This is a genomic window from Corynebacterium sp. TAE3-ERU2 (genome assembly GCF_019209955.1).
GTDB lineage: Bacteria > Actinomycetota > Actinomycetes > Mycobacteriales > Mycobacteriaceae > Corynebacterium > Corynebacterium megadyptis.
In genome coordinates this window covers 173,638-195,426 of sequence record NZ_JAHUTL010000007.1, presented here as the reverse complement: position 1 = coordinate 195,426, position 21,789 = coordinate 173,638, and the positions used below count along the sequence as shown (strand labels likewise).

Here is a 21,789-nt window from a genome sequence, read left to right as displayed (position 1 = left end):
CCCCCCCCCCCCGCCCCCCCCCCCCCCCCCGCCCGCCCCCCCCCCCCCCCCCCCGCCGCCCCCCCCGCCCCCGCCGACGCTGACGGCCGCGACGCTGGCGAGGGCGACACCGATAACGGCGACACTGACGGCGGCGACGCTGGCGAGGGCGACACCGATAACGGCGGCGACGCTGACGGCGGCGACGCTGACGGCGGCGACGCTGGCGAGGGCGACACCGATAACGGCGACGCTGACGGCGGCGACGCTGGCGAGGGCGATGCCGACGCTGGCGACTCCGAAACCCCCGGCGACGCTGACGGCGGCGACGCTGGCGAGGGCGACACCGATAACGGCGATGCCGACGCTGGCGAGGGCGACGCTGGCGACGCTGACAACGGCAACACCGACGGTGGCGATGCCGACGGCAGCGACTCCGAAACCCCCGGCGACGCTGACAGCAGCGACGCTGGCGAGGGCGATGCCGACGGTGGCGACGCTGACGGCGGCGACGCTGGCGAGGGCGACACCGATAACGGCGACGCTGGCGACACCGATAACGGCAACACCGACGGTGGCGATGCTGACGGCGCCGACTCCGACAACGGCAACGCTGACGGCAGCGACTCCGAAACCCCCGGCGACCACCACACCCCGGGTCACGACAGTGACTCGAACGGCACCAAGCCTGAGGACGGCCACAAGCCCAGCACCGACAATGATGGCGGCATGAAGCCGTCCACTGACGGCCACGGCTCCACGGACGATCACAACCACGAGGCTCCTGCTGGGAACAACAACAATGGTTCCCACGGCGGAACCCATGCTGATCACTCGCACGGCTCCTCCGGTCTTGCAAACACCGGCGCCTCGGTGATGAGCACCACCGGCATGGCTCTCGGTTTGATCCTCACCGGTGCAGCTGCCATCTTCCTCGCTCAGCGCCGGAAGAACGCCTAGCGTCCTCACGCTAGTGCGCGGACAGTAAAGGGATTCGCCTCCCACTGCCACTAGACCACTGCTCTCCTCCCCTACTTATCTCGTCACAGGGGGAAGGAGAGCAGTTTTCTTATACGCCCACCCACTCCCCTGCCCGCTCACCTCTGGGCAGCGAGTGAGGTGGGCAGAGGGTGGCGTCGATAAGCCTAAAAAACTCCCCACCGAACGGGCTATGCCATTCGGTGGGGAGTGCGCGCTGTGCGGCGGGACTACTTCCAGCGGCCGCGGTAGGTGAGGCCACCCGGCAGATTCACCCACACACCACCGCGAGAGTTGAAGGTCACCGGCCCCACCTTGGTGGAGGTGGAGGCGCCAGAACCCGAGAAGTTAATCCACGAGTTCTTGCCCACCTTCTTGCGCTTACGGAATGTGATTCCCATGCTTGTCTCCTAGTTGTTCTCGCCGCGGGAATCATCGTCCTCGCCGCTGGTATCGGAGCTGTCCTCGTCATCCGCCGCAGGAACCACGGTGTTATCGGATTCGGGAACATCCTCCTCGGCGGCGTCGCTGACTTCCTTGATCGCGGCGGCAGCCTCGGGGGAGATCTCGGAGAAAGTCTCCTGGGGCAGCGGCTTCGGGCGCGGAGTGAAGGTGAAGGTGGCGTCGTCGGTGTTCTTGGACTCGCCGTCCCAGCCCTCGACATCGACGGTGATGATCTCTCCGGCGCCCACCTCGCCAAAGAGGATGCGCTCGGACAGAGCATCCTCGATATCGCGCTGAATGGTACGACGCAGCGGACGAGCACCCAAGACCGGATCAAAGCCACGCTTCGCCAAAAGGTTCTTGGCCTTATCGGTGAGCTCGATGCCCATATCCTTCTCGGCGAGAGCATCCCGCACGCGGGAAATCAAAAGATCCACCATCTGCACGATCTCATCGCGGGTGAGCTGATGGAACACCACCGTGGAATCAATACGGTTGAGGAACTCGGGGCGGAAGTGCTTCTTCAGCTCATCATCCACCTTCTGCTTCATCCGCTCATACTGGGCCTCGTGGTCCATCTCCGAGGAGCCGGTGAAGCCCAAGCCCACCGGCTTCGAGATGTCCTGGGTGCCCAGGTTCGAGGTGAAGATCAAAACCGTGTTCTTGAAGTCCACGACGCGGCCTTGGCCGTCGGTGAGTCGACCATCCTCGAGAACCTGCAACAAGGTGTTGTAGATCTCCTTATGCGCCTTCTCGATCTCGTCGAAAAGCACCACGGAGAAGGGCTTGCGGCGCACCTTCTCGGTGAGCTGGCCGCCCTCTTCATAGCCCACATATCCGGGAGGGGCACCGAAGAGACGGGAGGCGGTGAAGCGGTCATGGAACTCGCCCATATCGATCTGGATGAGGGCGTCTTCCTCGCCGAAGAGGAACTCTGCCAAAGCCTTGGACAGCTCCGTCTTACCCACACCGGAGGGGCCGGCGAAGATGAACGAACCGCTGGGGCGCTTCGGATCCTTCAGGCCGGCACGGGTGCGGCGGATGGCACGAGAGACTGCCTTCACGGCATCGTCCTGGCCGATGATGCGCTTGTGCAGCTCCTCTTCCATGTGGAGCAGGCGATCGGATTCCTCTTCGGTGAGCTTGAATACAGGGATGCCGGTCCAGTGGCCGAGTACCTCCGCGATCTGCTCCTCGCTGACCTCAGCGATGTCCTCGAGGTCGCCGGAGCGCCACTGCTTTTCCTTCTCGGCGCGCTCTTCACCCAGCTTGCGCTCCTTATCGCGCAGGCCGGCGGCCTTCTCAAAGTCCTGGGCGTCGATCGCGGCTTCCTTCTCGCGGCGCACGCTCGCGATACGCTCATCCACCTCGCGGATGGAGTCGGGGGCGGTCATGCGCTTAATGCGCATGCGGGCACCCGCCTCATCGATCAAATCCACGGCCTTATCCGGCAAGAAGCGGTCGTTGATATAGCGGTTAGACAAATTAGCAGCCGCGGACAGGGCGCTATCGGTGATAGAGACACGGTGGTGCGCCTCGTAGCGGTCACGCAGCCCCTTGAGGATCTCGATGGTGTCCTCCACCGACGGCTCGGGAACCTGCACCGGCTGGAAACGACGCTCGAGAGCCGCATCCTTTTCGATGTGCTTGCGGTACTCATCCAAGGTGGTGGCACCGATGGTCTGCAGTTCACCGCGGGCCAACTTGGGCTTCAGCAGCGAGGCAGCGTCGATGGCGCCCTCGGCGGCGCCGGCACCCACGAGGGTATGAATCTCGTCGATGAACAAAATGATGTCGCCGCGCTGGTTAATCTCCTTCAGCACCTTCTTCAGGCGCTCCTCAAAGTCACCGCGGTAACGAGAACCGGCCACAAGAGAACCCAGGTCCAGCGAGTAGAGCTGCTTATCCTTGAGAGTCTCAGGAACCTTGCCATTAACGATGTCGAGGGCAAGTCCCTCCACCACGGCGGTCTTACCCACACCGGGCTCGCCGATGAGCACGGGGTTATTCTTCGTGCGGCGAGACAACACCTGCATAATGCGCTCGATCTCGTCCTCACGGCCCACCACGGGATCCAACTTGCCATCCTTGGCAGCCTGGGTGAGGTTACGCCCGAACTGGTCCAACACCAGGGAATTAGAACGCTCCCCAGCGCCACCGCCACCGCGGCCGCCGCTGGCCGCACCGGCGCCGAGCACCTTGCCACCGGCAGGTGCGGCGCCACCCTCATCCTCGGATCCTTCCTGGCCGCCCTCATAACCGGAGAGCAGCTGAATAACCTGCTGGCGCACGCGCGGCAGATCCGCGCCGAGCTTCACCAGCACCTGTGCGGCTACGCCCTCGCCCTCACGAATGAGGCCGAGCAGCAAAAACTCGGTGCCGATGTATTTGTGCCCCATCTGCAGGCCCTCGCGCAAGGACAGCTCCAACACCTTCTTGGCGCGTGGAGTAAAGGGGATGTGCCCACTGGTTTGCTGGGTGCCGTGGCCGATAATCTCCTCGACCTCTTGGCGCACAGCGTCGAGAGAGATGCCCATCGACTCGAGCGCCTTCGCGGCTACACCTTCGCCCTCGCTAATAAGACCGAGCAGGATGTGCTCGGTGCCAATGTAATTGTGGTTAAGCATGCGAGCTTCGTCCTGCGCTAGCACGATCACTCGACGGGCTCGGTCCGTAAATCTCTCAAACATAGTGTTGTGTGTCCCCTTTACTTCATAAGCCGCGCGCGATAGTCCGCGCGCCGGCTCATTCAACTGGTGTTATTCGCTACACACACTCTAACGCGCGCGCGGCGGTGGTCATCCCCGTCGCCGGCTGCCGCACCTACTCCCACGGCAGCCCTGCGCATGTTTGTGCTGCTCAGGCCGCCTTGTGGAAGGTGTACGCCTGTAGCGAACACGCAGGGCGAGGCATTCTCAACGCGCCTCGCTCCTTGCCCTCAAAAAACTATAAGGTTAGGCTACACTCTAACATTTTCTGTGTGGGGGTTGAGCTCCCTCCTACTCGCTGCGCAGCGCGCCGGGCTAGTGGGGGTTCACCACTGCCCCACCCTTGGTGAAAGGACATTCATGACTGCCTCTGTTGCCGAGCCCTTGTCCCTAGCATTGAAGGCCTCTACCGCCCAGGCCCACGACTTGGCGGAAAACGCTGAGTTCATCAAAAAGGTAGTAGGCGGCGAACTCGATGTCGCCGCCTACACCGCCCTCTTGGAGCAGACCTATCAGTTCTATGCCGCTCTGGAGTCCATGAGCCGCGGCCTGCAAAATGATCCGATTTTCGCGCTCATCTATGACGAGACGCTGATGCGCCTGCCGCAACTGCGCAAGGATCTGCGTGCCCTGCACGGCTCGGATACATGGCGGGAGAATCTCACCATGCTTCCCGCCACCGCCCGCTATTGCGTCCGCCTCGCAGAAATCGGCGCACTGGCCGATGGACCGGCGGCTCTCGCGCATCATTATGTGCGCTATCTGGGCGATCTCTCGGGCGGCCAGGTGATTGCGGTGATGCTCAAGCGCCACTACGGGGTGAATGAGGAGGCGCTGAACTTCTACCGCTTCATCGGCATCGACAAGCCCAAGAAGTATAAGGACTCCTACCGCGAGAAGCTGGATAATCTGCAGCTCACCGAGGCGCAGCGCGAGCATGTTCTCGACGAGGCCGCCCGCGCCTTCCGCCACAATATGGAGGTCTTTGGTGATCTCAAGGAACTCACTGGGATCTAACCCCTGCTGAGTAGCGGGCGCCTGTGCTGGCTGTCGCCGCCGCAGGCGGCCGCACACAGTGGCACCGCCGAGCACGCGCGCCGCGGGCCAGAACTGAGTAGTGTCCTGACCCGCACGTAGAGTACAGGGTATGCGTTTTCTCGAAGAACCTACCCATGAATTGACCTACTCCGACGTGTTTATGGTGCCCTCGCGGTCCTCCGTGGGCTCGCGTATGCACGTTGATCTCAGCACCAGTGACGGCACCGGCACGACCATCCCGCTCGTGGTGGCCAATATGACGGCCGTTGCTGGTCGCCGCATGGCGGAGACGATCGCCCGGCGCGGCGGGCTGGCAATCCTGCCGCAGGATGTGCCCGCAGAGATTGCCGCGGAGACGATTCGCAAGGTGAAGGATGCCCACCTCACCTTCGACACCCCTATCACGGTCAAGCCCCACCACACCGTGGGCTATGCCCGCAACCTGATTCACAAGCGCGCGCATGGCGCCGCCATCGTGGTGGCGGAGGATAAACCGGTGGGCCTTATTACGGAAAAGGACCTCGTGGGGGCCGATAACTTCACCCAGGTAGGCGCACTCATGGCTACCTCGCTTCTCACCCTGCCCACGGATATTGATCCCCAAGAGGCCTTTAGCCGGCTGCGGGATGCCTCCCGCAAGCTCGCCCCAGTGGTCGATAGCGAGGGTCGTCTCGCGGGAATCATGACCCGCACCTCCGCGCTGCGCGCCACGGTCTATGCCCCCGCGGTGGATGACTCTGGGCGGCTGCGGGTGGGCGCTGCCATCGGCATCAATGGCGATATTGAGCAGCGGGTGCGGGTGCTTGTCGACGCCGGCGCTGATGTCTTGGTCGTGGACACGGCACACGGCCACCAGGATTCCATGATCGCCGCCGTAAAGCGGGTGCGGGCACTGGATCCAGGGGTGCCGATTGTGGCCGGCAATATCGTCACGGCCGAGGGCGTACGCGATCTCGTCGCGGCTGGCGCCGACATTATCAAGGTGGGCGTGGGCCCAGGCGCGATGTGCACCACGCGCATGCAGACGGGCGTGGGCCGCCCGCAGTTTACGGCGGTGCTCGAATGTGCGGCGGCGGCCCGCGAGCTCGGGGCGCATGTGTGGGCCGATGGCGGGGTGCGCGATCCGCGCGATGTGGCGCTGGCGCTTGCTGCGGGCGCCTCGAATGTGATGATCGGTTCGTGGTTCGCCGGCACCTTTGAATCCCCGGGCGATCTCATGCACGACGCCGATGGGCGCATGTACAAGGAGTCCTTCGGTATGGCGTCACGCCGGGCGGTGGAAAACCGCAATCAGCGCACCGAGGCCTTCGAGCGCGCCCGGCGCGAAATGTTTGAAGAGGGCATTTCCTCTGCGCGTATCTATCTCGATCCTGCCCGCGGCGGGGTTGAGGACCAGGTGGATTCCATCATCAGCGGTGTGCGCTCCTCCTTCACCTATGCCGGTGCCGCCTCGATCCCGGAGTTCCACGAGCGCGCCGTGGTGGGTATTCAATCTGCCGCCGGCTACCAGGAGGGCAAGCCCCGCTCCTCGCGCGGCTAAACCCCGCCACTCTGCACACTCCCCACAACGACAACGATGGCAGCACCCTCATCAGAGGATGCTGCCATCGCGGAAATAAACGGACTAAACGCCAGTGGCGCGGTTATGAGAGCCCGAGGGCTGCGGCGAACTCTTCCTTGAGCTGCTCGAGCCGCTGCTCAGCGGCGGCGCGATCGGAGGCGATCACCTCGAGATAGCACTTGAGCTTGGGCTCCGTGCCGGAGGGGCGGGCGACAATGCGATCGCCGCCATCGGTTTCCACCCAGAATCCGGTGGTGGGCGGCAGCCCGCGGAATCCGGCGGAGAGATCCGAGAAATCCGTCACGCTCGCCCCGGCCAAGGTAGTCGGCGGGGTGGCCTTGAGTCGTTCCAGGGCGGCGGCGATGGCCGCTGGGTCGGACATGCGGAAGGTCAATGGCGAGGTGACATACAGCCCATAGGCTGCGGCGATCTCGTCGAGGAAATCCTGCAAGCTCTTGCCCTCGGCGCGGAGGCGATCCACCAGGTCGGCGACGCGCAGGCAGGCGGTGATGCCATCCTTATCGCGCACGATCTCCGGATCGGTGCAGTAGCCCAATGCTTCCTCGTAGCCCATGATCATCTCTGGGGTGCGGGCGATCCACTTAAACCCGGTCAGGGTGGGCTGGAAGCGCAAGCCGTGGCGCTCGGCCACCTTGCCCAGCAGACGCGAGGACACGATCGATGCCGCGAGCGTGGCGTCGCCACCCTCGTGGGAGCGGGCGATGTCCTCGGCGAGTACGGCGCCCACCTCATCGCCGGAGAGCTGGCGCCAGCCCTCGGCGGTAGGAATGGCCACGGAGCAGCGATCCGCATCGGGGTCGAGGGCGAGGATGAGCTCGGCGCCGGAGCGCTCGGCGGTGGCGATGGACAGATCCAGCGCCCCATCTTCCTCCGGGTTGGGGAAGGCCACGGTGGGGAAATCAGGATCGGGCTCGAATTGCTCAGCCACCGGGGTCACCGCGCTGAATCCCGCGCGGGAGAGCACGGTCTGCAGCACGCGACCGCCCACACCGTGCATGGCGGTGAACACGATGGGCAGATCGGATTCCCCGCTGCCCCGACGCAGGCTCACCGCACGGGAGAGGTACTCCTCCAGCACCGATTCGGCCACCGGCTCGATATTTTCTTTGCGGCGCGGAATCTCATCGGCGTCCGGGGCGGCGGCGATAAGCTCCGCGATCTCCTTATCGGCGGGGCTGATCAGCTGCACGCCCTTGGCGGCGTCACTATCTACCACGCGGCCACCGAGGTAAACCTTGTAGCCATTATCCTTAGGCGGATTATGCGAGGCGGTCACCATCACACCGGCATCGGCGTCGAAGTGACGCACGCAGAAGGCGGTGAAGGGGGTGGGTAGCTGCGGCGGAATCAGGTGCACGATGCAGCCCGCCGCGGCGAAGATCTCTGCGGCTGCCTGGTGGAAATCGGCGGAGCCATAGCGCGCATCGCAGCCGATCACCACCACGGGCCGCTCCACCTGAGAGTTCAGCCATGCGGCCACGCCGGCGGTGGCGCGGGAGACGGTCGCCACGTTCATCCGCGACTCACCGCCCTCGAGGCGGCCGCGCAAACCGGCGGTGCCGAACTCCAGCGGGCCGGCGAAGCGGGCGGCAAGCTCCTCGGTATCATCCGCGTCGAGCAGGCGCTGCAGCTCGGCGGCGGTGGCCTCGTCGGGGTCGTGCTCGATCCAGCGAGCGATCCGGGAACGATCGATAGTCATTTAGTCCAACTCCTTCAGAATGGCGGCGGAGGAGGAGCAGCCGAGACGGCTGGCCCCAGCCTCGATCATGGCTTGGGCGGTGGCGAGATCACGGATCCCGCCGGAGGCCTTCACTCCGAGGCGATCGCCTACGGTCTCGCGCATGAGGCGAACAGCCTCCACGCTGGCGCCGCCGGCCGGGTGGAATCCGGTGGAGGTTTTCACAAAGTCGGCCCCTGCGGCCTCGGCGGCCTGGCAGCAGCCCACGATCTCTTCGTCGCTGAGCACTGCGGATTCGATAATTACCTTGAGTAGTGCGTTCGGGATGGCCGCCCGCACGGCGGCGATATCGGCCTGCACGGCCTCGAAGTCGCCTTCCTTGGCATCGGCGATGTTGATCACCATGTCTACCTCGTCGGCGCCCTGCTGCACGGATAGCGCGGCCTCGGCGGCCTTGATCTCCGACTGCACGGCACCAGAGGGGAAGCCGCACACGGTGGCCACAGCAACACCCTCGGGGGCGGTGATGGGCAGCTCGGAGGGAGAGACGCAGATGGAGAACACTCCCAGCTCGCCGGCCTCGGCGGCGAGAGCCTCAAAGTCGGCGCGGGTGGCCTCCGGCTTCAGCAGGGTGTGGTCGATATAGCGGGCGAGTTCTGCTCGGTTCAAGCTCATAACAACAGTCTCCTTAAACGATGCGATCAAGAATGATGGTGCGGGCCGGGGCGGGGCCATCGCCGATGACGATGCCCGGGCGGATGGATTCCAGCGCCCGCTCGATGCGATCGGGGGTTTCGGTGTGCAGGGTGAGCAGTGGCTCTCCCTTCTTCACCTCTTGGCCGATCTCGGCATGGATCTCAATGCCGGCGGTGGCCTGCACGGGATCTTCCTTGCGGGCGCGACCGGCGCCGAGGCGCCAGGAGCCCACGCCTAAAGCGAGCGCATCCAGCTGGGTGAGCACGCCATCGCGCTCAGCGCGCAGAACCTCCTGATGCGGGGCCACGGGCAGGGCCGCGTCCGGGTCGCCGCCCTGGGCGCGGATCATCTTCCGCCAGGAATCCATGGCGCGGCCATCCTTGAGGGCCTCTTCCACGTCCGGGTCGTGCACGCCCACCAGCTCCAGCATCTCGCGGGCCAGCTCACAGGTGATCTCCACCAGATCAGCGGGGCCGCCGCCGGCGAGCACCTCGAGGGATTCCTCCACCTCGAGGGCATTGCCAATCTTGCGCCCCAAGGGGGTGTTCATGTCGGTGAGGAGTGCTCGGGTGTTCACCCCAGCGTCATTGCCCAGATCCACCATGGTACGGGCGAGGGCGCGGGCCTGGTCGAGGTCCTTCATGAACGCGCCAGAACCCACCTTCACGTCCAGCACCAGCGCCGAGGTGCCCTCCGCAATCTTCTTACTCATGATGGAGGAGGCAATCAGCGGGATGCAATCGACGGTGGCGGTGATATCGCGCAGCGCGTAAATCTTCTTATCCGCCGGGGCGAGGCCAGCGCCGGCTGCCGCCACCACCGCACCCGAATCCTCGAGGATGGACATGAGGCGATCATTGGGCACATCTGCCTGCCAGCCCGGGATGGACTCCAGCTTGTCGAGGGTGCCGCCGGTGTGGCCCAGGCCGCGGCCCGAGAGCTGCGGCACCGCCACCCCATAGGAGGAGACGAGCGGCCCGAGCGGGAGCGTCACCTTGTCGCCGACGCCGCCGGTGGAGTGCTTATCGGTGGTGGGCTTCGACAGCCCGGAGAAGTCCATGGTGGTACCGGAGGCGATCATCGCCTGGGTCCAGTCCACGATCTCGCGACGGTTCATATCGCGGATGAAAATGGCCATGTTCAGTGCCGCCATCTGCTCATCGCCCACGACCCCGCGGGTATAGGCATCGATGACCCAGTTGATCTGCTCAGTGGAGAGTTCGCCGCCATCGCGCTTGGTGCGGATGATATCGACGACATCGAATTGTTCAGCCATATCGCCTCTGTCCTCTTTCCTCTAGCGGGCCCCACCACGGCAGTGACCTCACTCACCGTGGCTCCCCAAAAGTTAGGTAGACCCTTGATATTGCTCTTTGAGACCAAGTATCATCCCGCTTAGAACAAATGTCAATACGTGGATTGCCAATTGTTCCCTGTTTGTCGCGCTGTGCTTTCCGACGAGGGACCGTACGCTGATCAGCTAAGAGCTTGACCGCAGCCAACGCCGATTCATGCCCGGAGAGCGGCGTCGTCAAGCGTGCTTCTTCTCCCCAGCGAAAGGACCACCTCGCATGGTTGATCACGCCTCCTTGCTCGCGCGCGCCCGCGAAGCCGCCGAGCACGCCTACGCCCCGTACAGCGACTTCCCCGTGGGGGCCGCCGTGCTGAGCGCAGACGGAACAATCTACACCGGATGCAATGTAGAAAACGCCTCCTATGGGCTCACCCTGTGCGCCGAGCGCAATGCCACTACCACCATGATCGCCCGCCTCGACCCCAGCGATAGCGTGGGACGACGCATCGATACGGTCGCCATCGTCGGCCTGAACGCGGCCCCCTGCTGGCCGTGCGGCGCGTGCCGCCAAGTGCTCCGCGAGTTCGGCTGCACCACAGTCGTGGTGGAGGATGACAAGGGCGAGCCTCTCAGCCTGAATTTCGACACACTCCTGCCCTATTCCTTCGGGCCCGAACACCTCTCTAAGGAGGCATAACCTATGGATCGCTTCCAAGGCCTCATCGGCATTTTTGTGATCTTCGCGGTACTCATCGCGTTATCCTCACATCGCCGCCAGATCAATTGGCGCACCCTGGGCGTGGGCTTATTGCTCCAAGTGTCCTTCGCACTATTGGTGCTGAAGTGGACTCCCGGTTTCCACGCTCTCGAAGCTGTCTCCAGCGCAATTGAGAAGCTGATCGACTACACCAACAAAGGCACCTCCTTTGTCTTTGGCCCCCTCTTCGGCGAGGACGTGGGCTTCATTTTCGCCCTCAACGTCTTGCCGGTGATTATCTTCCTCGGCGCCATCATCGGCGCCCTGTACTATCTGCGCATTCTGCAGTGGTTCGTGGAGATCGTGGGCACCATCCTGCGCAAGGTGCTGGGCGTATCCAAGATCGAGGGCGTGTGGGCCTCGACGGTGATCTTCCTCGGCCAGTCCGAGGCCCCGCTGGTAATTAAGCCGTGGCTGCCCAAGCTCACCCGCTCCGAGCTATTTACCTGCATGTCCGGCGGATTCGCCGCCGTGGCCGGCTCCACCCTGGTGGGCTATTCGCTGCTGGGCGCACCGCTGCCCTATCTGCTGGCCGCCTCGGTAATGAACGCCCCCGGCTCGCTCATGGTGGCCAAGGCCCTCATGCCCGAGACGGAAGAATCGCAGGTGAACGCCAATGTGCGCGAGGTACGCGATGAGGATTCGCGCAATATTATCGACGCCATCGGCACCGGCGCGCTCTCCGGCGGCCGGATCGCCGTCACCGTGGCCTGCCTGCTGGTGGCCTTCATCGCCGGTATCGCTATGGTCAATGCCGGCATCGGCGGCCTCGGCAGCATCTTCGGCCAAGAGAATTGGTCCCTCGAGGGGCTATTCGGCGTGCTCCTCGCCCCGCTGGCATGGGCAATCGGCGTGCCCTGGGAAGAGGCCAGCTTGGTGGGTAACTTCATCGGCCAAAAGACCATTCTCAACGAGTTCGTCGGCTATACCGCCTTCTCCGAGCACGTGGATGATCTCTCCGCGAAGTCCGTGATGCTCACCTCCTTCGCCCTGGCTGGTTTCGCCAACTTCTCCTCTATCGCCATCCAGATTGGTTCCTTCGGCGCCCTCGTTCCCGAGCGCCGCTCCGAGGTAGCCGAGCTCGGCATCAAGGCCCTCTTCGCCGGCTTCTGCACCAATATGCTCAACGCCGCCATCGTGGGCATCGTCGCCTTCTAGCTTCGACGCTTATCGACGCCTCCCCGCCGCCACTCACCCTGCGGTGGGGAGGCATTCCTTTGTCCAGGGCCGCCCCGCGGGGCCCACGCGGGCGGGCGGGAAGCGCTAGCGCTCGAGGACGGCGCAGGCGGTTTGGTGGTCAATCACCAGATGGGTGGCCAGCCCCATGCGCAGCGCGGCGGCAATGGCGGCGGTTTTGGATAGCCCGCCGGCGACGAGAATGCGCACTGGGCGGGAGGAGAGATCCGAGAGGCTAATCCCGACGGTGCGCTCGTCTACGCTCGGGGCCGCAATGGCGCCCTCGCTGGTGAAAAAGCGGGAGCAGGCATCGCCCACCGCGTCCCGCTCCAGCTGCTGGATCTCGCGCTCGCTGAGATAGCCCATGGATAGCGGCAAAGAGTCGCGGTGCACCGCGCCAACGGTAAAGATCGCCACATCCGTGTGCGCCCCGAGCTCCAGGGTGTGGCTGATGAGCCGATCCTGTTCCACCACGGCTTTGGTTTCGGCATTATCGAAAATCACGGGCAGCGGCAGGGTGCGGGCATAGGCGCCGAAGGCGCGACAGAAGAGATTGATGGTCTCGATATCGTTGCTGGAGCGTTCGCTATAGCTCAGCCCGCCCTTGAGCTGCACGATCTCCACGCCTTGGCGCGGGGTATCGCTCAGGGCGCGCGCCACGGCATACATGGTATTTCCCCAGCTCACTCCCACGAGATGCCCGTCATCGACGTGCTCTTGCAGCACCAGCGCCCCCATGCGGCCGAGCTCTTTGAGGATTTCCTCGGAGGACTCGCGGGCGGTGTGCACCACGCGCACCTCTTTCAGCCCGTACTGGCCGAAGCGTTCCACCAGGGTTTCGGCCACGTGGCCGCGTTCTTCCCGCGGGTCGAGGATCTGGATGACGACATAGCCGCGCTCTCGGGCGTATTGCAGCAGCTTCGCCACGGTGGGGCGGGAAATACCCATCTCGGCGGCCACCTCGGCCTGGCTCATCTCGGACTCGTAGTAGAGCTTCGCCGCGCGGAGGGCCTGTTCATCGCGAGCATCCATACCGTGGGGCCTTTCCTTTTATCGATGTATTCACAAGCGGCGCTAGGGGAATCTAGCGGTTAAGGGCCGCGGTGGCGGAGCGATCAATACGGCCGAAATTGTAGTAGGCGGCACAGGCCCCCTCCGGCGAGACCATGCAGGTTCCGATCGGAGTGGCGGGCGTGCAGGCGGTGCCGAAGACGCGGCACTGCCAAGGCTTGATCCGGCCGGTGAGCACGCTGCCGCACTCGCAGGCCTTCGGGTCTTCCACCCTGCGGCCCGGAATATCGAAGCGCTTCTCTGCATCCCACGGCGCATAGTCCTCGTGGATAGCCAGGCCAGACTCGGGCAGCGTCCCCAGTCCGCGCCACTCGAAACTCTCTCGCACCACAAAGGTCTCGCCCAATAGGGCCATGGCTTGTTTATTGCCGCCGGGTTGGACCACGCGGGCGTATTGGTTATCCACTCGCGCCAACCCAGCGTCCACGTCGCCGCTGATGCATTGCCGCAGCAGCATCGCCACGGATTGCAGCACATCGAGCGGCTCGAAACCGGCCACCGCCACGGGCATATCGTATTCAAAGGGCAAAAACTCGAAGGCATCCGTGCCCACGATCGCGGCCACGTGCCCGGGCCCGATGAAGCCATCGACGGCTGTTTCTCCGCCATTGACGATCGCCCGCAGGGGCGGCTCGATGAGGACGTGATTGGAAAATACCGAAAAGTTCTTGATGTCGAGCGCCTTGGCAGCGCGCAGCGTGGCAGCGGTGGAGGGCGCCGTGGTTTCAAATCCCACGGCAAAGAAGATCACGTGCTTATCGGGGTTCTTCTTCGCCAGCTCGAGAGAATCCAAGGGCGAGTACACGAACTCCACATTGGCGCCACGCGCTCGGGCATCGAGCAGCGAGCCCTCCGATCCGGGCACGCGCATCATGTCGCCGAAGGTGGTAAAGAGCACGTCCGGCTGGGAGGCCAGCCAGAGGGCGTCGTCGACACGCCCCATGGGGATCACGCACACCGGGCAGCCAGGGCCGTGCACGAGATTGATGGAATCGGGGAGCAGATTCTCAATGCCATAGCGATAAATGGTGTGGGTATGCCCGCCGCAGACCTCCATCAAAGACAGCGGCTCGTCGAGGGCAGCGGCATCGCGTTCAATGCGATCCAGCAGGGCCCGCGCGGCGGCGGGGTCACGGAACTCATCTACAAATTTCATCGCAGCCGCTATCCGATATCCGAACGAGAGAAGGAATCGAGCTCATCATCGAAGGTCCCACCGCCGAGCTGCTTGATCTGCTGCAGGGTGAGAGCGGCCTCATCCTCGTCGATCTTCGACAGCGCAAAGCCCACATGCACCAGCACCCACTCCCCCTCCTCGAGGGCCTCGCCCACCAAGAGATCGGTGGAAATCTTCCGGCTCACCCCAGACATTGACACTGTGGCACGGTGGCCATCCTCAATATCCACGACTTGTGCGGGCACTCCCAGACACATCGGTGTTCCCTTCTTCGGTATTAGCGAGGATTCTCAGCTTTAATCACAAATTTTACTCCCGCTGCGCGGGCTCACCTAACGCAGATGGGCCCTGGCGATGGCCCCGCGGCAGGCGCTCCGGCCGCAGCAGATTGAGCTCGGCGATAGCGCGGAGCGAGGCTTCGGCATCCGCCGCGTCCACCACGGTCATGGCGAAGCCCTGTTGGATCAGCACATAGTCGCCCACCTCGGCCTCGGGCAGATAGGACATATTCACTTCCCGCCGCTGCCCGGCCATATCCACCTCGGCCATACTCAACAGGCCAGGCTCGCGGGAGAGAATCTTGGCGGGGATTCCGAGACACATCTTTAGTCCTCCTCCTCGGCGCTCGCAGCCGATACGGTATCTTCGCGCAGCCGCAGCCCCATCTGCCCCTGCGGGGCGGCAGCACAGGGCAGGCAGGGATCAGCGGTACGGATCGATTCCTCCACATCACAGTCCTGCACCAGCGCGTGCCGCATCATCTGCGCCAACCAGTACTCGTTCTGGGCGGTGGGGGTGAGGATGCGACACTGCACCACTCGCTGCTGCTCATCCACCGTGTAGGTGTGGGCGAGCAGCCCGCGCGGCCCATCGACGACCCCGGTGAAGGTGCCCGCCCGCGGCTGCAGCTCCGCCTGAATATCCGCGCCATAGAGCTCGTCTCCCGAGCGGAGCCGCTCGACTGCCGCCACGCGGCGACGAATCTCCGCCACCATGACCGCCGTCAGGCCCCGCTCCGCGGTGGCGGCATCGGCATGTGCCACTGGGCCCACCCGGTAGGGCTGCCATTGCCCCGAGGACAGCCGCACCTGCGGGCGGGGCGCCGGATCACCGGGGCGGGTTTCGCGGATGCGTTCAGCACTCTCCGCCGCGGCGAAGCTCTCCCCTGAGGAGAGCACAATCCGATCCCCCACCGGGTCCGCGCCGAGGTGCACATCCACTCCCTGCCACGGGGGCACGGGAGATTCCGCCGCGGCACACTCCAGTAGCTCCGCGCAGAGCTGCTCCACCTCCAGATCGAGCGCCTCCACCGCGGCTCTATCGGCGGGGGCCACCACCCCACCCGGGGTAGCTACGCGGGGAAAATGCCCGGTGGCCCCGGCCGCCGCCATGAGTGCGTCGCCACGCTCTTTGAGCGCCCGCGCACTCTGCGGGCTCACGCTGAGGAACTTGGGCGCATAGGCGGACAGAGCGGCACCGTGGAGCAGAAGCTCCCGCACGGCACGGGCGGTGACGGGCAGAGCCGATACACCGTGCATCCGATCGAGCGCCGCCATCCCCGCCAAGTGGTGGGCCACGGGGCAGAGCCCACAGAGGTGAGTCACCATGTGCACCACCTCGGCCACCGGTTTCCCGAGGAGTAGCGGCTCCAGTCGCGGCAGACCCGAGAGGTCAAAGTGGGCATCAACGATGCGCCCGTCCCTATCGCGGGTATAGAGCACCGTGGCCTCGAAAGGATCAATGATGGCGTCGAGGCGGATGCTGGTGGAGGAGTTAGACATAATAGATTCCATGCATGAATTCAGCCTGCTGAGCGGCGTTGTCTCCACTGTAACCGCCCATGCCTCGGGAAGGACTGTGGAAAAAGTGGCGTTGCGCGTGGGCAGCCGCGCCGGTGTGGTCACCGAGGCGCTGCACGCCGCGTGGCCGCTGGCCCGCAGCGGCACCTGCTGCGCCGCGGCGAGACTGGAGGTGGAGGACATCACCGCCACCGTCTACTGCCCCAGCTGCGCCGAGGAGGTGGAGATTGATGAGTATTTCGCCCTGACCTGCCCCCGCTGCGACACACCGACGGCGGATCTGCGGCGGGGACGCGAGTTCGAGATCGCCTATATTGATCTCGCCGATGCTTAAACTCCGTAGCTCCACAGCCCTTCACTCCCCCACGGCGGTGTTCTCGGCGGCCAGCCAGTCGGCGATGACCGCACGGGCGGCGGCGACCGCCTCCGGCAGCGCGGCGATCACCGGCTCGCTCAGCCCCACCGATAGCTCAGTGCTGGCGGGCACCACGCCCACCACGGCTATCTCCTCGGGCTCGGTGCCCAATAAGCGCGCCGCGGCGAGCAGATCCAGCAGACTCACCTGATGCGGGGAAAGATGCGACTGCACGAGCCGGGGCAGCTGGTCGCCACGCAGGACTGTGACCTGTCCGGGCTGGGCCCCCGCGATGGCGTCGAGAAGCAATAAACGGCGCGCCTGCTGCACCACGGGAAGAATCTCCATCCCGGAGGTGCCGCCATCGATAAACTCAACGGGGCCGGGACAGGCAGGCTCCGCGAGGGGCTGGCGGCGATGGCTCGGCACCCACGCCAGCTCTGAAACCTCGCTGTCGCCGGTGGCCAGCTGGCGCAGCAGCTCCAGACCTATCCCGTCATCGGACATGATGGGATTGCCAATGCCCACCACCGTCACCGGCGCCGCCACTAGCCGATCTCCGGGGCGTCATAGGGCTGGGCGCCGCGGCGCAGCCACACGCCGCCGTTGATCATGGAGGAGACGCCGCCGTGGCGTTCGACCGAGTCCGCCCGCACCGCGAGATAGACGTGAATCCAGACGAACATCCACACGATGAACATGATCATGGCGTGAATGAGCCGCATGGTGGGGATGCCGGTCCAGTGCACCGGGTAGCTAAAGAAGGACCAGATGATCGAGTTCTGGTTATAGAGCCCGTAGAGCGCGAGTCCGCTGAGCATTTGGAAGAGACAGAGCAGATAGATCGCGGTATAGGCGAATTGCTGCAGCGGGTTGTGGGTGAGATAGAGCGGCGGGTGCTTCTGCAGGAAGAGATAGTACTTCAGGGTGCCCACCAGCCCATGCAGGTCCCGTTTAGAACGAATGGGCCACATCGCCCGCCACCGGAGCTGGCGGTGCCGCGAGGTCACCCAGATCACGCAGCGGGTAAAGCCCAGCAGTAACCAGAGGAACGCGGCCACGAAGTGGATATAGCGCACCCAGCCCATGAGATAGCCGGGATCGCCGCCGGGTTGCTGGGCGGGAAGCAGGCCGGGGTTCATGATGAAATAGCCGGTGACCGAGAGGATCACGATGAGCGCCACATTGCCCCAGTGCTGCAGGCGAAGCGGCACCGTCCACAGATTCACCCGCACCCACTGGTTGGGATTAGCGCGCACATCCTTCATCGCGCGGTCTTTGTCCTCGACCTTCACCCCCACCACGCCTTGAAAGCGGAAGGTGCCGGGCTGGCCATCGTCATCCACGTGGGCGGTGGCGATGCCGAGGAGGCGTTCGCCCTTGCGGCGGGCCGTCTTGACGGTCTGCACCAGTGGGGCGCGTTCCTCGTTCGACAGCTGCGACTGCTCGAGCACCGCCTCATAGTCGCCGCGCATAATCATCCGGGTCTGGTGCTCTTTATTGATCGTGATCGTGTCACAGACCGCCAGCGAATAGGGGCGCTCGGTACTGGCCGCGTCGAAAGATACGGCCGTCAGTTCCGCCTGGTCGATATCGGGGCGATTGACGTGCAGCGAGGTGCGGAGCGCCCGCTCCACGGGATCGGTGCTGTCCTGCGGCCCCACCGCGGCCAAGGCCAACAGCCGACCGCTGGAATAGTGCCCCACCGAATAGGCCCGAGTCGGGCGCAGGACGCGCCCTGGGCCCTGGGTGTCGCGCTTCGTCGAGTGTGACTCGGCCCCGCGGCCCGAACCGTGCGGTGTGTGCAGGGTGGTCATGGCGTCATCACCTCCATCACGCTCTCCCCGTTGGGGTCGAGCACGTGGACCGCGCAGGACATGCACGGATCGAAGGAGTGAATGGTGCGTAAAGGCTCCAGCGGCTGCTTCGGATCGACCAGTGGATGCTCGCCGCCATGGGCGAGAGAGTGTTCATAGGGGCCCATCTGGCCGCGGGCATCGCGGCCGCCCGCCAGCCAGGTGGTGGGCACCACCGCCTGGTAGTTATCCACCTTGCCGTCTTTAATCCGCACCCAGTGGCCGAGCGTGCCGCGAGCTACCTCCAGCATGCTGAATCCCTCGCATTCCTGCGGCCAGCTGGAGGGCTCCCAGGTGGAGGAGTCGAAGACGTCGATATCACCGCGGCGCAGGCCGTCGATGAACGCGGGCAGAATCGTATCCGCCAGGGCCTCGGCGGTAGTTACCGCCTCCACGGCGCGGGCGAAGGTGCGCCCGGCGGTGGAGTTGAGCTGCTCCACCCGAATCTCGAGCGCCTTCATGGCCTCATTCACCAGCCGGGTGGTGGTGGGTTCTTTTTGCAGATACGCCAGCAGCACCCGCGCGACCGGCCCGACCTGTGTGGGGCGACCATCGTAGCGGGGCGCTTTCGACCAGGTGTATTCTTCGCTGTCTCCGAGCCACTCATAGGGTGGCTGCGGCCCGGTGTAGTCCACCACCGTTTCGCCTTCGGAGGGGTGCAGCCCCACGTCTTTGCCCTCGCTATAGCTAAACCACGCACTGCTGACGAACTCGGTGATCTTGGCCGGGTCCAGCTCGTGCAGGGTGGAGTAATCGCCGTCGAGGATCACGCCGGGCCGAATATCGGGGTGGAAGGAGGACACGGGACGACCGGTGGGATCGCCGCCATAGGTGGCGCCCGCCATGCCGACGGCGAGGAAGTTCGGGGCCGCCGCGCCGATATCGAAGTAGTCCTTATAGGCCCCCATGATGGCGACAGCATCTGGGTAGTAGCAGTCGTTGACGAACTCGAGGATCTCATCGATCCAGGAGGACACCTGATCGAGCTGCACCTGGTTGACGGTCTCGGACTTATTGGGATCAATCGAGCACGCCATTCCGCCGACGAGGAAGTTGGGGTGCGGGTTCTTGCCGCCAAAGACCGTATTAATGCGGATGATCGAGCGCTGGAACTGCAGCGCATCGAGGTAGTGCGAGACCGCCATGAGATTCGCTTCCGGCGGCAGGCGATAGTCGGGGTGCTCCCAATAGCCATTGCTAAAGATGGAGAGCTGGCCGGAATCCAGCACCCCTTGGATGGTCTCTTTCACCTTCTGGAAGGTGGTTTCGCTATTGTTCTTCCACGTCGATCCGATCGAGGCGGCAAACTCCACGGCTTTTTTCGGATCAGCCTCGGCCGCAGAGACCACATTCACCCAGTCCAGGGCGTGCAGGTGATAAAAGTGCACCACGTGATCGTGTACTTCCTGCGATCCCAGCACCAGATCGCGAATCAGTCGCGCCTGCTTGGGCACGGTGGAGCCGATGGCGTCTTCCACCGCCACCACCGATCCGATCGAATGCACGCCGGTACACACCCCGCAGATGCGGCCCACAAAGGCCCACACATCACGCGGATCGCGGCCCTCTACGATTTCCTCGATGCCGCGAAATTGCGTGGTCTCCGACCAGGCGTTGGTGATCTTCTCTCCCTCGCGCTCCAGCTCGATACGCAGGTGTCCTTCGATACGGGTGAGGGGGTCAATGACAACGCGCTCTGCCATTTACTTACCTTCCTTAGTGTGCGGTTCCGCCGGCCCTGCCTCGGGGGCGGAGTGGGCGCGTGACGACGCCGTCTCCTCGGCCGCGCCACCAGTAGCGGGAAGATCACCGAAGGCCGCGAGCAGCTCCTCGTCCTTATCTCCCGAGCGGATCGGAATTGTTTTAAACGTGGTGATGCCGGCGTGCACGGCCGCCCCAGCAATGCCGGCGCCTACCAAGCCCCAGCCCACCTTCTCTGCGGAGGACTCGACGCCAAAAGCGCCCACATTGGGCAGCTCCTCGTAGAAGGGGGTGAACTTGTCAAAGAAGTGTTTCTCGGTACAGCCGATACACGGGTGGCCAGCACCGATCGGCCAGCCGGAGCGCATATTCCACTGCACAATCGGGCAGGGGCTAAAGGTGGAGGGGCCTTTGCAGCCCACCTCGTAGAGGCACCAGCCATTGCGGGCGCCTTCATCGTCGAAGGTCTTTACAAACTGCCCGGCATCAAAGTGGGGGCGCTTGGGGCAGGAATCGTGGATGCGCTGATCGTAGGCGAAGAGCGGACGGCCCTCGGCGTCCACCTTGGGCGGCTCGCCGTGGGTGAGCAGGTAGGTGATGGTGGCGGTAATAACCTCGCCGATTGGCGGGCAGCCGGAGACATTAATCACCGGCTTATCGGTGATGATCTCCTCCACGCCCACCGCGCCCGTGGGATTGGGGCGGGCGGCCTGCACCGAGCCATAGACGGCACAGGCCCCGACGGCGAGCACCACCGAGGCCCCCTCGGCGGCCTCGCGCAGCACCTGCTCCGAGGTTTTGCCGCCGATCATGCAGTAGATGCCGTTTTCCTTGGTGGGCACCGAACCATTGACCACCAAAATATGGGGTTCGCCGCGCATATCCTCGAGCGCCTTCTCCGCCCCATGTCCAGAGGCGGCCATGAGCAACTCGTTGTAATTCAGCGAGAGCAGATCCAGCACCATGTCTTCGACGGTGGTGCCGCCGGAACGGATGAGCGATTCCATGCAGCCGGTACATTCCTGCAGCTGCAGCCACGCCACATTGGGCTTTTCGACGTTGCCTAGTTTCTCGGCAATTTCTTCTGCCTGGGCTTCAAATCCGCTCATTACTGGAACGCCGGTGGCAAATACTCCCGCCATAGCGCCACATAACTTGAGAAAGTCACGCCGCGGCACCCCGCGCATTTCTAGATTTTCTCGAAGGTTTTTTCCTTGCCAACTATTCGCCAGATGCATTTATGGTGCCCTTATCTTTAACCATTCGCTTGCCGCGTGGCATGAATGTGTTGTGATAAGTCGCTAATCTCACCGTTGGAACAGACGCAGGAAGCGGCGATGCGCAGCCACATTGTCACGCGGATAGTCCAGCATCGATTTTATCAACCGCACTATCGCCCTTCAGGGCCTTGCGCAGGGCATATCTCACACCTCGCGGCGCTTCTCCAGCTATGCGAATAGCGCTCTGGGTGCTTTAGTCAAGCGTGCGGGATTTCTACGG

General features: G+C 64.1%; 20 protein-coding genes and 1 pseudogene. 6 read left to right on the top strand and 15 right to left on the bottom strand.

The window, feature by feature from the left end:
• Nucleotides 1–732: pseudogene (locus KRX12_RS10975) on the bottom strand (hypothetical protein); the annotation flags it as partial.
• On the opposite strand from KRX12_RS10975, the gene KRX12_RS10825 reads away from it, so the two are divergent.
• Nucleotides 709–939 carry an LPXTG cell wall anchor domain-containing protein gene (locus tag KRX12_RS10825; RefSeq protein ID WP_218364401.1) on the top strand — a complete coding sequence of 77 codons (231 nt, stop codon included), beginning with the start codon at nucleotides 709–711 and terminating at the stop codon, nucleotides 937–939. The pseudogene KRX12_RS10975 and the gene KRX12_RS10825 overlap by 24 nt on opposite strands.
• Nucleotides 940–1,187: 248 nt before the next feature.
• On the opposite strand, the gene KRX12_RS10820 is transcribed toward KRX12_RS10825, so the two are convergent.
• Together KRX12_RS10820 and KRX12_RS10815 are read right to left on the bottom strand one after the other, a co-directional pair.
• The gene (locus KRX12_RS10820) at nucleotides 1,188–1,358 is read right to left on the bottom strand and encodes a DUF4236 domain-containing protein (protein ID WP_151529835.1); all 171 of its coding nucleotides are present in this window, start codon (nucleotides 1,356–1,358) and stop codon (nucleotides 1,188–1,190) included.
• Nucleotides 1,359–1,367: 9 nt separating this feature from the next.
• A complete protein-coding gene (locus tag KRX12_RS10815; RefSeq protein ID WP_218366624.1) occupies nucleotides 1,368–4,091 on the bottom strand; it encodes an ATP-dependent Clp protease ATP-binding subunit in 2,724 nt (907 codons plus the stop codon).
• A 378-nt stretch (nucleotides 4,092–4,469) separates the two neighbouring features.
• On the opposite strand from KRX12_RS10815, the gene KRX12_RS10810 reads away from it, so the two are divergent.
• Together KRX12_RS10810 and KRX12_RS10805 are read left to right on the top strand one after the other, a co-directional pair.
• Nucleotides 4,470–5,126: a heme oxygenase (biliverdin-producing) gene (locus tag KRX12_RS10810; protein ID WP_151529837.1), complete on the top strand. Its 657-nt coding sequence runs from the start codon at nucleotides 4,470–4,472 to the stop codon at nucleotides 5,124–5,126.
• A gap of 130 nt (nucleotides 5,127–5,256) precedes the next feature.
• The gene (locus KRX12_RS10805) at nucleotides 5,257–6,687 is read left to right on the top strand and encodes a GuaB1 family IMP dehydrogenase-related protein (protein WP_218366623.1); all 1,431 of its coding nucleotides are present in this window, start codon (nucleotides 5,257–5,259) and stop codon (nucleotides 6,685–6,687) included.
• Between the two features lie 103 nt (nucleotides 6,688–6,790).
• Here KRX12_RS10805 and KRX12_RS10800 read toward each other — a convergent pair whose 3' ends face one another.
• Genes KRX12_RS10800 through KRX12_RS10790 form a run of 3 tightly spaced genes read right to left on the bottom strand, consistent with a single transcriptional unit; the run spans nucleotide 6,791 to nucleotide 10,379 of the window.
• Entirely contained in the window at nucleotides 6,791–8,428 is a 1,638-nt protein-coding gene (locus KRX12_RS10800) for a phospho-sugar mutase (protein ID WP_218366622.1), read from the bottom strand.
• Complete coding sequence (gene deoC / locus KRX12_RS10795; RefSeq protein WP_218364404.1) at nucleotides 8,429–9,082, bottom strand: deoxyribose-phosphate aldolase; 654 nt, start codon at nucleotides 9,080–9,082, stop codon at nucleotides 8,429–8,431. It lies immediately after the preceding gene.
• A 13-nt stretch (nucleotides 9,083–9,095) separates the two neighbouring features.
• Nucleotides 9,096–10,379, bottom strand: a complete 1,284-nt coding sequence (locus KRX12_RS10790; RefSeq protein ID WP_218364406.1) for a thymidine phosphorylase — start codon at nucleotides 10,377–10,379, stop codon at nucleotides 9,096–9,098.
• A 295-nt stretch (nucleotides 10,380–10,674) separates the two neighbouring features.
• On the opposite strand from KRX12_RS10790, the gene KRX12_RS10785 reads away from it, so the two are divergent.
• Together KRX12_RS10785 and KRX12_RS10780 are read left to right on the top strand one after the other, a co-directional pair.
• The gene (locus KRX12_RS10785; RefSeq protein ID WP_151549843.1) at nucleotides 10,675–11,094 is read left to right on the top strand and encodes a cytidine deaminase; all 420 of its coding nucleotides are present in this window, start codon (nucleotides 10,675–10,677) and stop codon (nucleotides 11,092–11,094) included.
• A gap of 3 nt (nucleotides 11,095–11,097) precedes the next feature.
• Complete coding sequence (locus KRX12_RS10780) at nucleotides 11,098–12,312, top strand: NupC/NupG family nucleoside CNT transporter (RefSeq protein ID WP_218366621.1); 1,215 nt, start codon at nucleotides 11,098–11,100, stop codon at nucleotides 12,310–12,312.
• Between the two features lie 105 nt (nucleotides 12,313–12,417).
• On the opposite strand, the gene KRX12_RS10775 is transcribed toward KRX12_RS10780, so the two are convergent.
• From KRX12_RS10775 to KRX12_RS10755, 5 genes are read right to left on the bottom strand one after another with little or no spacing between them, the layout of a single operon-like run.
• Complete coding sequence (locus KRX12_RS10775) at nucleotides 12,418–13,362, bottom strand: sugar-binding transcriptional regulator (RefSeq protein WP_218366620.1); 945 nt, start codon at nucleotides 13,360–13,362, stop codon at nucleotides 12,418–12,420.
• A gap of 52 nt (nucleotides 13,363–13,414) precedes the next feature.
• On the bottom strand, nucleotides 13,415–14,557 hold the full coding sequence (hypD, locus tag KRX12_RS10770; RefSeq protein WP_151529845.1) for a hydrogenase formation protein HypD: 1,143 nt from the start codon (nucleotides 14,555–14,557) through the stop codon (nucleotides 13,415–13,417).
• Nucleotides 14,558–14,565: 8 nt separating this feature from the next.
• On the bottom strand, nucleotides 14,566–14,835 hold the full coding sequence (locus KRX12_RS10765) for a HypC/HybG/HupF family hydrogenase formation chaperone (RefSeq protein ID WP_151529846.1): 270 nt from the start codon (nucleotides 14,833–14,835) through the stop codon (nucleotides 14,566–14,568).
• A gap of 52 nt (nucleotides 14,836–14,887) precedes the next feature.
• Entirely contained in the window at nucleotides 14,888–15,181 is a 294-nt protein-coding gene (locus tag KRX12_RS10760; RefSeq protein ID WP_151529847.1) for a HypC/HybG/HupF family hydrogenase formation chaperone, read from the bottom strand.
• Nucleotides 15,182–15,183: 2 nt separating this feature from the next.
• The gene (locus KRX12_RS10755; RefSeq protein ID WP_218366619.1) at nucleotides 15,184–16,359 is read right to left on the bottom strand and encodes a reducing hydrogenase subunit alpha; all 1,176 of its coding nucleotides are present in this window, start codon (nucleotides 16,357–16,359) and stop codon (nucleotides 15,184–15,186) included.
• Between the two features lie 10 nt (nucleotides 16,360–16,369).
• On the opposite strand from KRX12_RS10755, the gene KRX12_RS10750 reads away from it, so the two are divergent.
• Nucleotides 16,370–16,711, top strand: coding sequence for a hydrogenase maturation nickel metallochaperone HypA (locus KRX12_RS10750; protein ID WP_218364413.1), 342 nt, complete (start codon nucleotides 16,370–16,372; stop codon nucleotides 16,709–16,711).
• A 21-nt stretch (nucleotides 16,712–16,732) separates the two neighbouring features.
• On the opposite strand, the gene KRX12_RS10745 is transcribed toward KRX12_RS10750, so the two are convergent.
• From KRX12_RS10745 to KRX12_RS10730, 4 genes are read right to left on the bottom strand one after another with little or no spacing between them, the layout of a single operon-like run.
• Nucleotides 16,733–17,239, bottom strand: a complete 507-nt coding sequence (locus KRX12_RS10745) for a hydrogenase maturation protease (protein WP_255550247.1) — start codon at nucleotides 17,237–17,239, stop codon at nucleotides 16,733–16,735.
• A gap of 41 nt (nucleotides 17,240–17,280) precedes the next feature.
• Nucleotides 17,281–18,549 carry a Ni/Fe-hydrogenase, b-type cytochrome subunit gene (gene cybH / locus KRX12_RS10740; protein ID WP_218366617.1) on the bottom strand — a complete coding sequence of 423 codons (1,269 nt, stop codon included), beginning with the start codon at nucleotides 18,547–18,549 and terminating at the stop codon, nucleotides 17,281–17,283.
• Nucleotides 18,546–20,291: a nickel-dependent hydrogenase large subunit gene (locus KRX12_RS10735; protein WP_218366616.1), complete on the bottom strand. Its 1,746-nt coding sequence runs from the start codon at nucleotides 20,289–20,291 to the stop codon at nucleotides 18,546–18,548. The genes cybH and KRX12_RS10735 overlap by 4 nt, the downstream gene beginning before the upstream one ends.
• Nucleotides 20,292–21,527: a hydrogenase small subunit gene (locus KRX12_RS10730; RefSeq protein WP_218366615.1), complete on the bottom strand. Its 1,236-nt coding sequence runs from the start codon at nucleotides 21,525–21,527 to the stop codon at nucleotides 20,292–20,294.
• Between the last annotated feature and the right edge of the window lie 262 nt (nucleotides 21,528–21,789).

Excerpts from the sequence above, each read along its gene's own strand:
- KRX12_RS10825 (WP_218364401.1), top strand. The coding sequence starts at position 709 with ATGAAGCCGTCCACTGACGGCCACGGCTCCACGGACGATCACAACCAC.
- KRX12_RS10820 (WP_151529835.1), bottom strand. The coding sequence starts at position 1,358 with ATGGGAATCACATTCCGTAAGCGCAAGAAGGTGGGCAAGAACTCGTGG.
- KRX12_RS10815 (WP_218366624.1), bottom strand. The coding sequence starts at position 4,091 with ATGTTTGAGAGATTTACGGACCGAGCCCGTCGAGTGATCGTGCTAGCG.
- KRX12_RS10810 (WP_151529837.1), top strand. The coding sequence starts at position 4,470 with ATGACTGCCTCTGTTGCCGAGCCCTTGTCCCTAGCATTGAAGGCCTCT.
- KRX12_RS10805 (WP_218366623.1), top strand. The coding sequence starts at position 5,257 with ATGCGTTTTCTCGAAGAACCTACCCATGAATTGACCTACTCCGACGTG.
- KRX12_RS10800 (WP_218366622.1), bottom strand. The coding sequence starts at position 8,428 with ATGACTATCGATCGTTCCCGGATCGCTCGCTGGATCGAGCACGACCCC.
- deoC (WP_218364404.1), bottom strand. The coding sequence starts at position 9,082 with ATGAGCTTGAACCGAGCAGAACTCGCCCGCTATATCGACCACACCCTG.
- KRX12_RS10790 (WP_218364406.1), bottom strand. The coding sequence starts at position 10,379 with ATGGCTGAACAATTCGATGTCGTCGATATCATCCGCACCAAGCGCGAT.
- KRX12_RS10785 (WP_151549843.1), top strand. The coding sequence starts at position 10,675 with ATGGTTGATCACGCCTCCTTGCTCGCGCGCGCCCGCGAAGCCGCCGAG.
- KRX12_RS10780 (WP_218366621.1), top strand. The coding sequence starts at position 11,098 with ATGGATCGCTTCCAAGGCCTCATCGGCATTTTTGTGATCTTCGCGGTA.
- KRX12_RS10775 (WP_218366620.1), bottom strand. The coding sequence starts at position 13,362 with ATGGATGCTCGCGATGAACAGGCCCTCCGCGCGGCGAAGCTCTACTAC.
- hypD (WP_151529845.1), bottom strand. The coding sequence starts at position 14,557 with ATGAAATTTGTAGATGAGTTCCGTGACCCCGCCGCCGCGCGGGCCCTG.
- KRX12_RS10765 (WP_151529846.1), bottom strand. The coding sequence starts at position 14,835 with ATGTGTCTGGGAGTGCCCGCACAAGTCGTGGATATTGAGGATGGCCAC.
- KRX12_RS10760 (WP_151529847.1), bottom strand. The coding sequence starts at position 15,181 with ATGTGTCTCGGAATCCCCGCCAAGATTCTCTCCCGCGAGCCTGGCCTG.
- KRX12_RS10755 (WP_218366619.1), bottom strand. The coding sequence starts at position 16,359 with ATGTCTAACTCCTCCACCAGCATCCGCCTCGACGCCATCATTGATCCT.
- KRX12_RS10750 (WP_218364413.1), top strand. The coding sequence starts at position 16,370 with ATGCATGAATTCAGCCTGCTGAGCGGCGTTGTCTCCACTGTAACCGCC.
- KRX12_RS10745 (WP_255550247.1), bottom strand. The coding sequence starts at position 17,239 with ATGTCCGATGACGGGATAGGTCTGGAGCTGCTGCGCCAGCTGGCCACC.
- cybH (WP_218366617.1), bottom strand. The coding sequence starts at position 18,549 with ATGACCACCCTGCACACACCGCACGGTTCGGGCCGCGGGGCCGAGTCA.
- KRX12_RS10735 (WP_218366616.1), bottom strand. The coding sequence starts at position 20,291 with ATGGCAGAGCGCGTTGTCATTGACCCCCTCACCCGTATCGAAGGACAC.
- KRX12_RS10730 (WP_218366615.1), bottom strand. The coding sequence starts at position 21,527 with ATGCATCTGGCGAATAGTTGGCAAGGAAAAAACCTTCGAGAAAATCTA.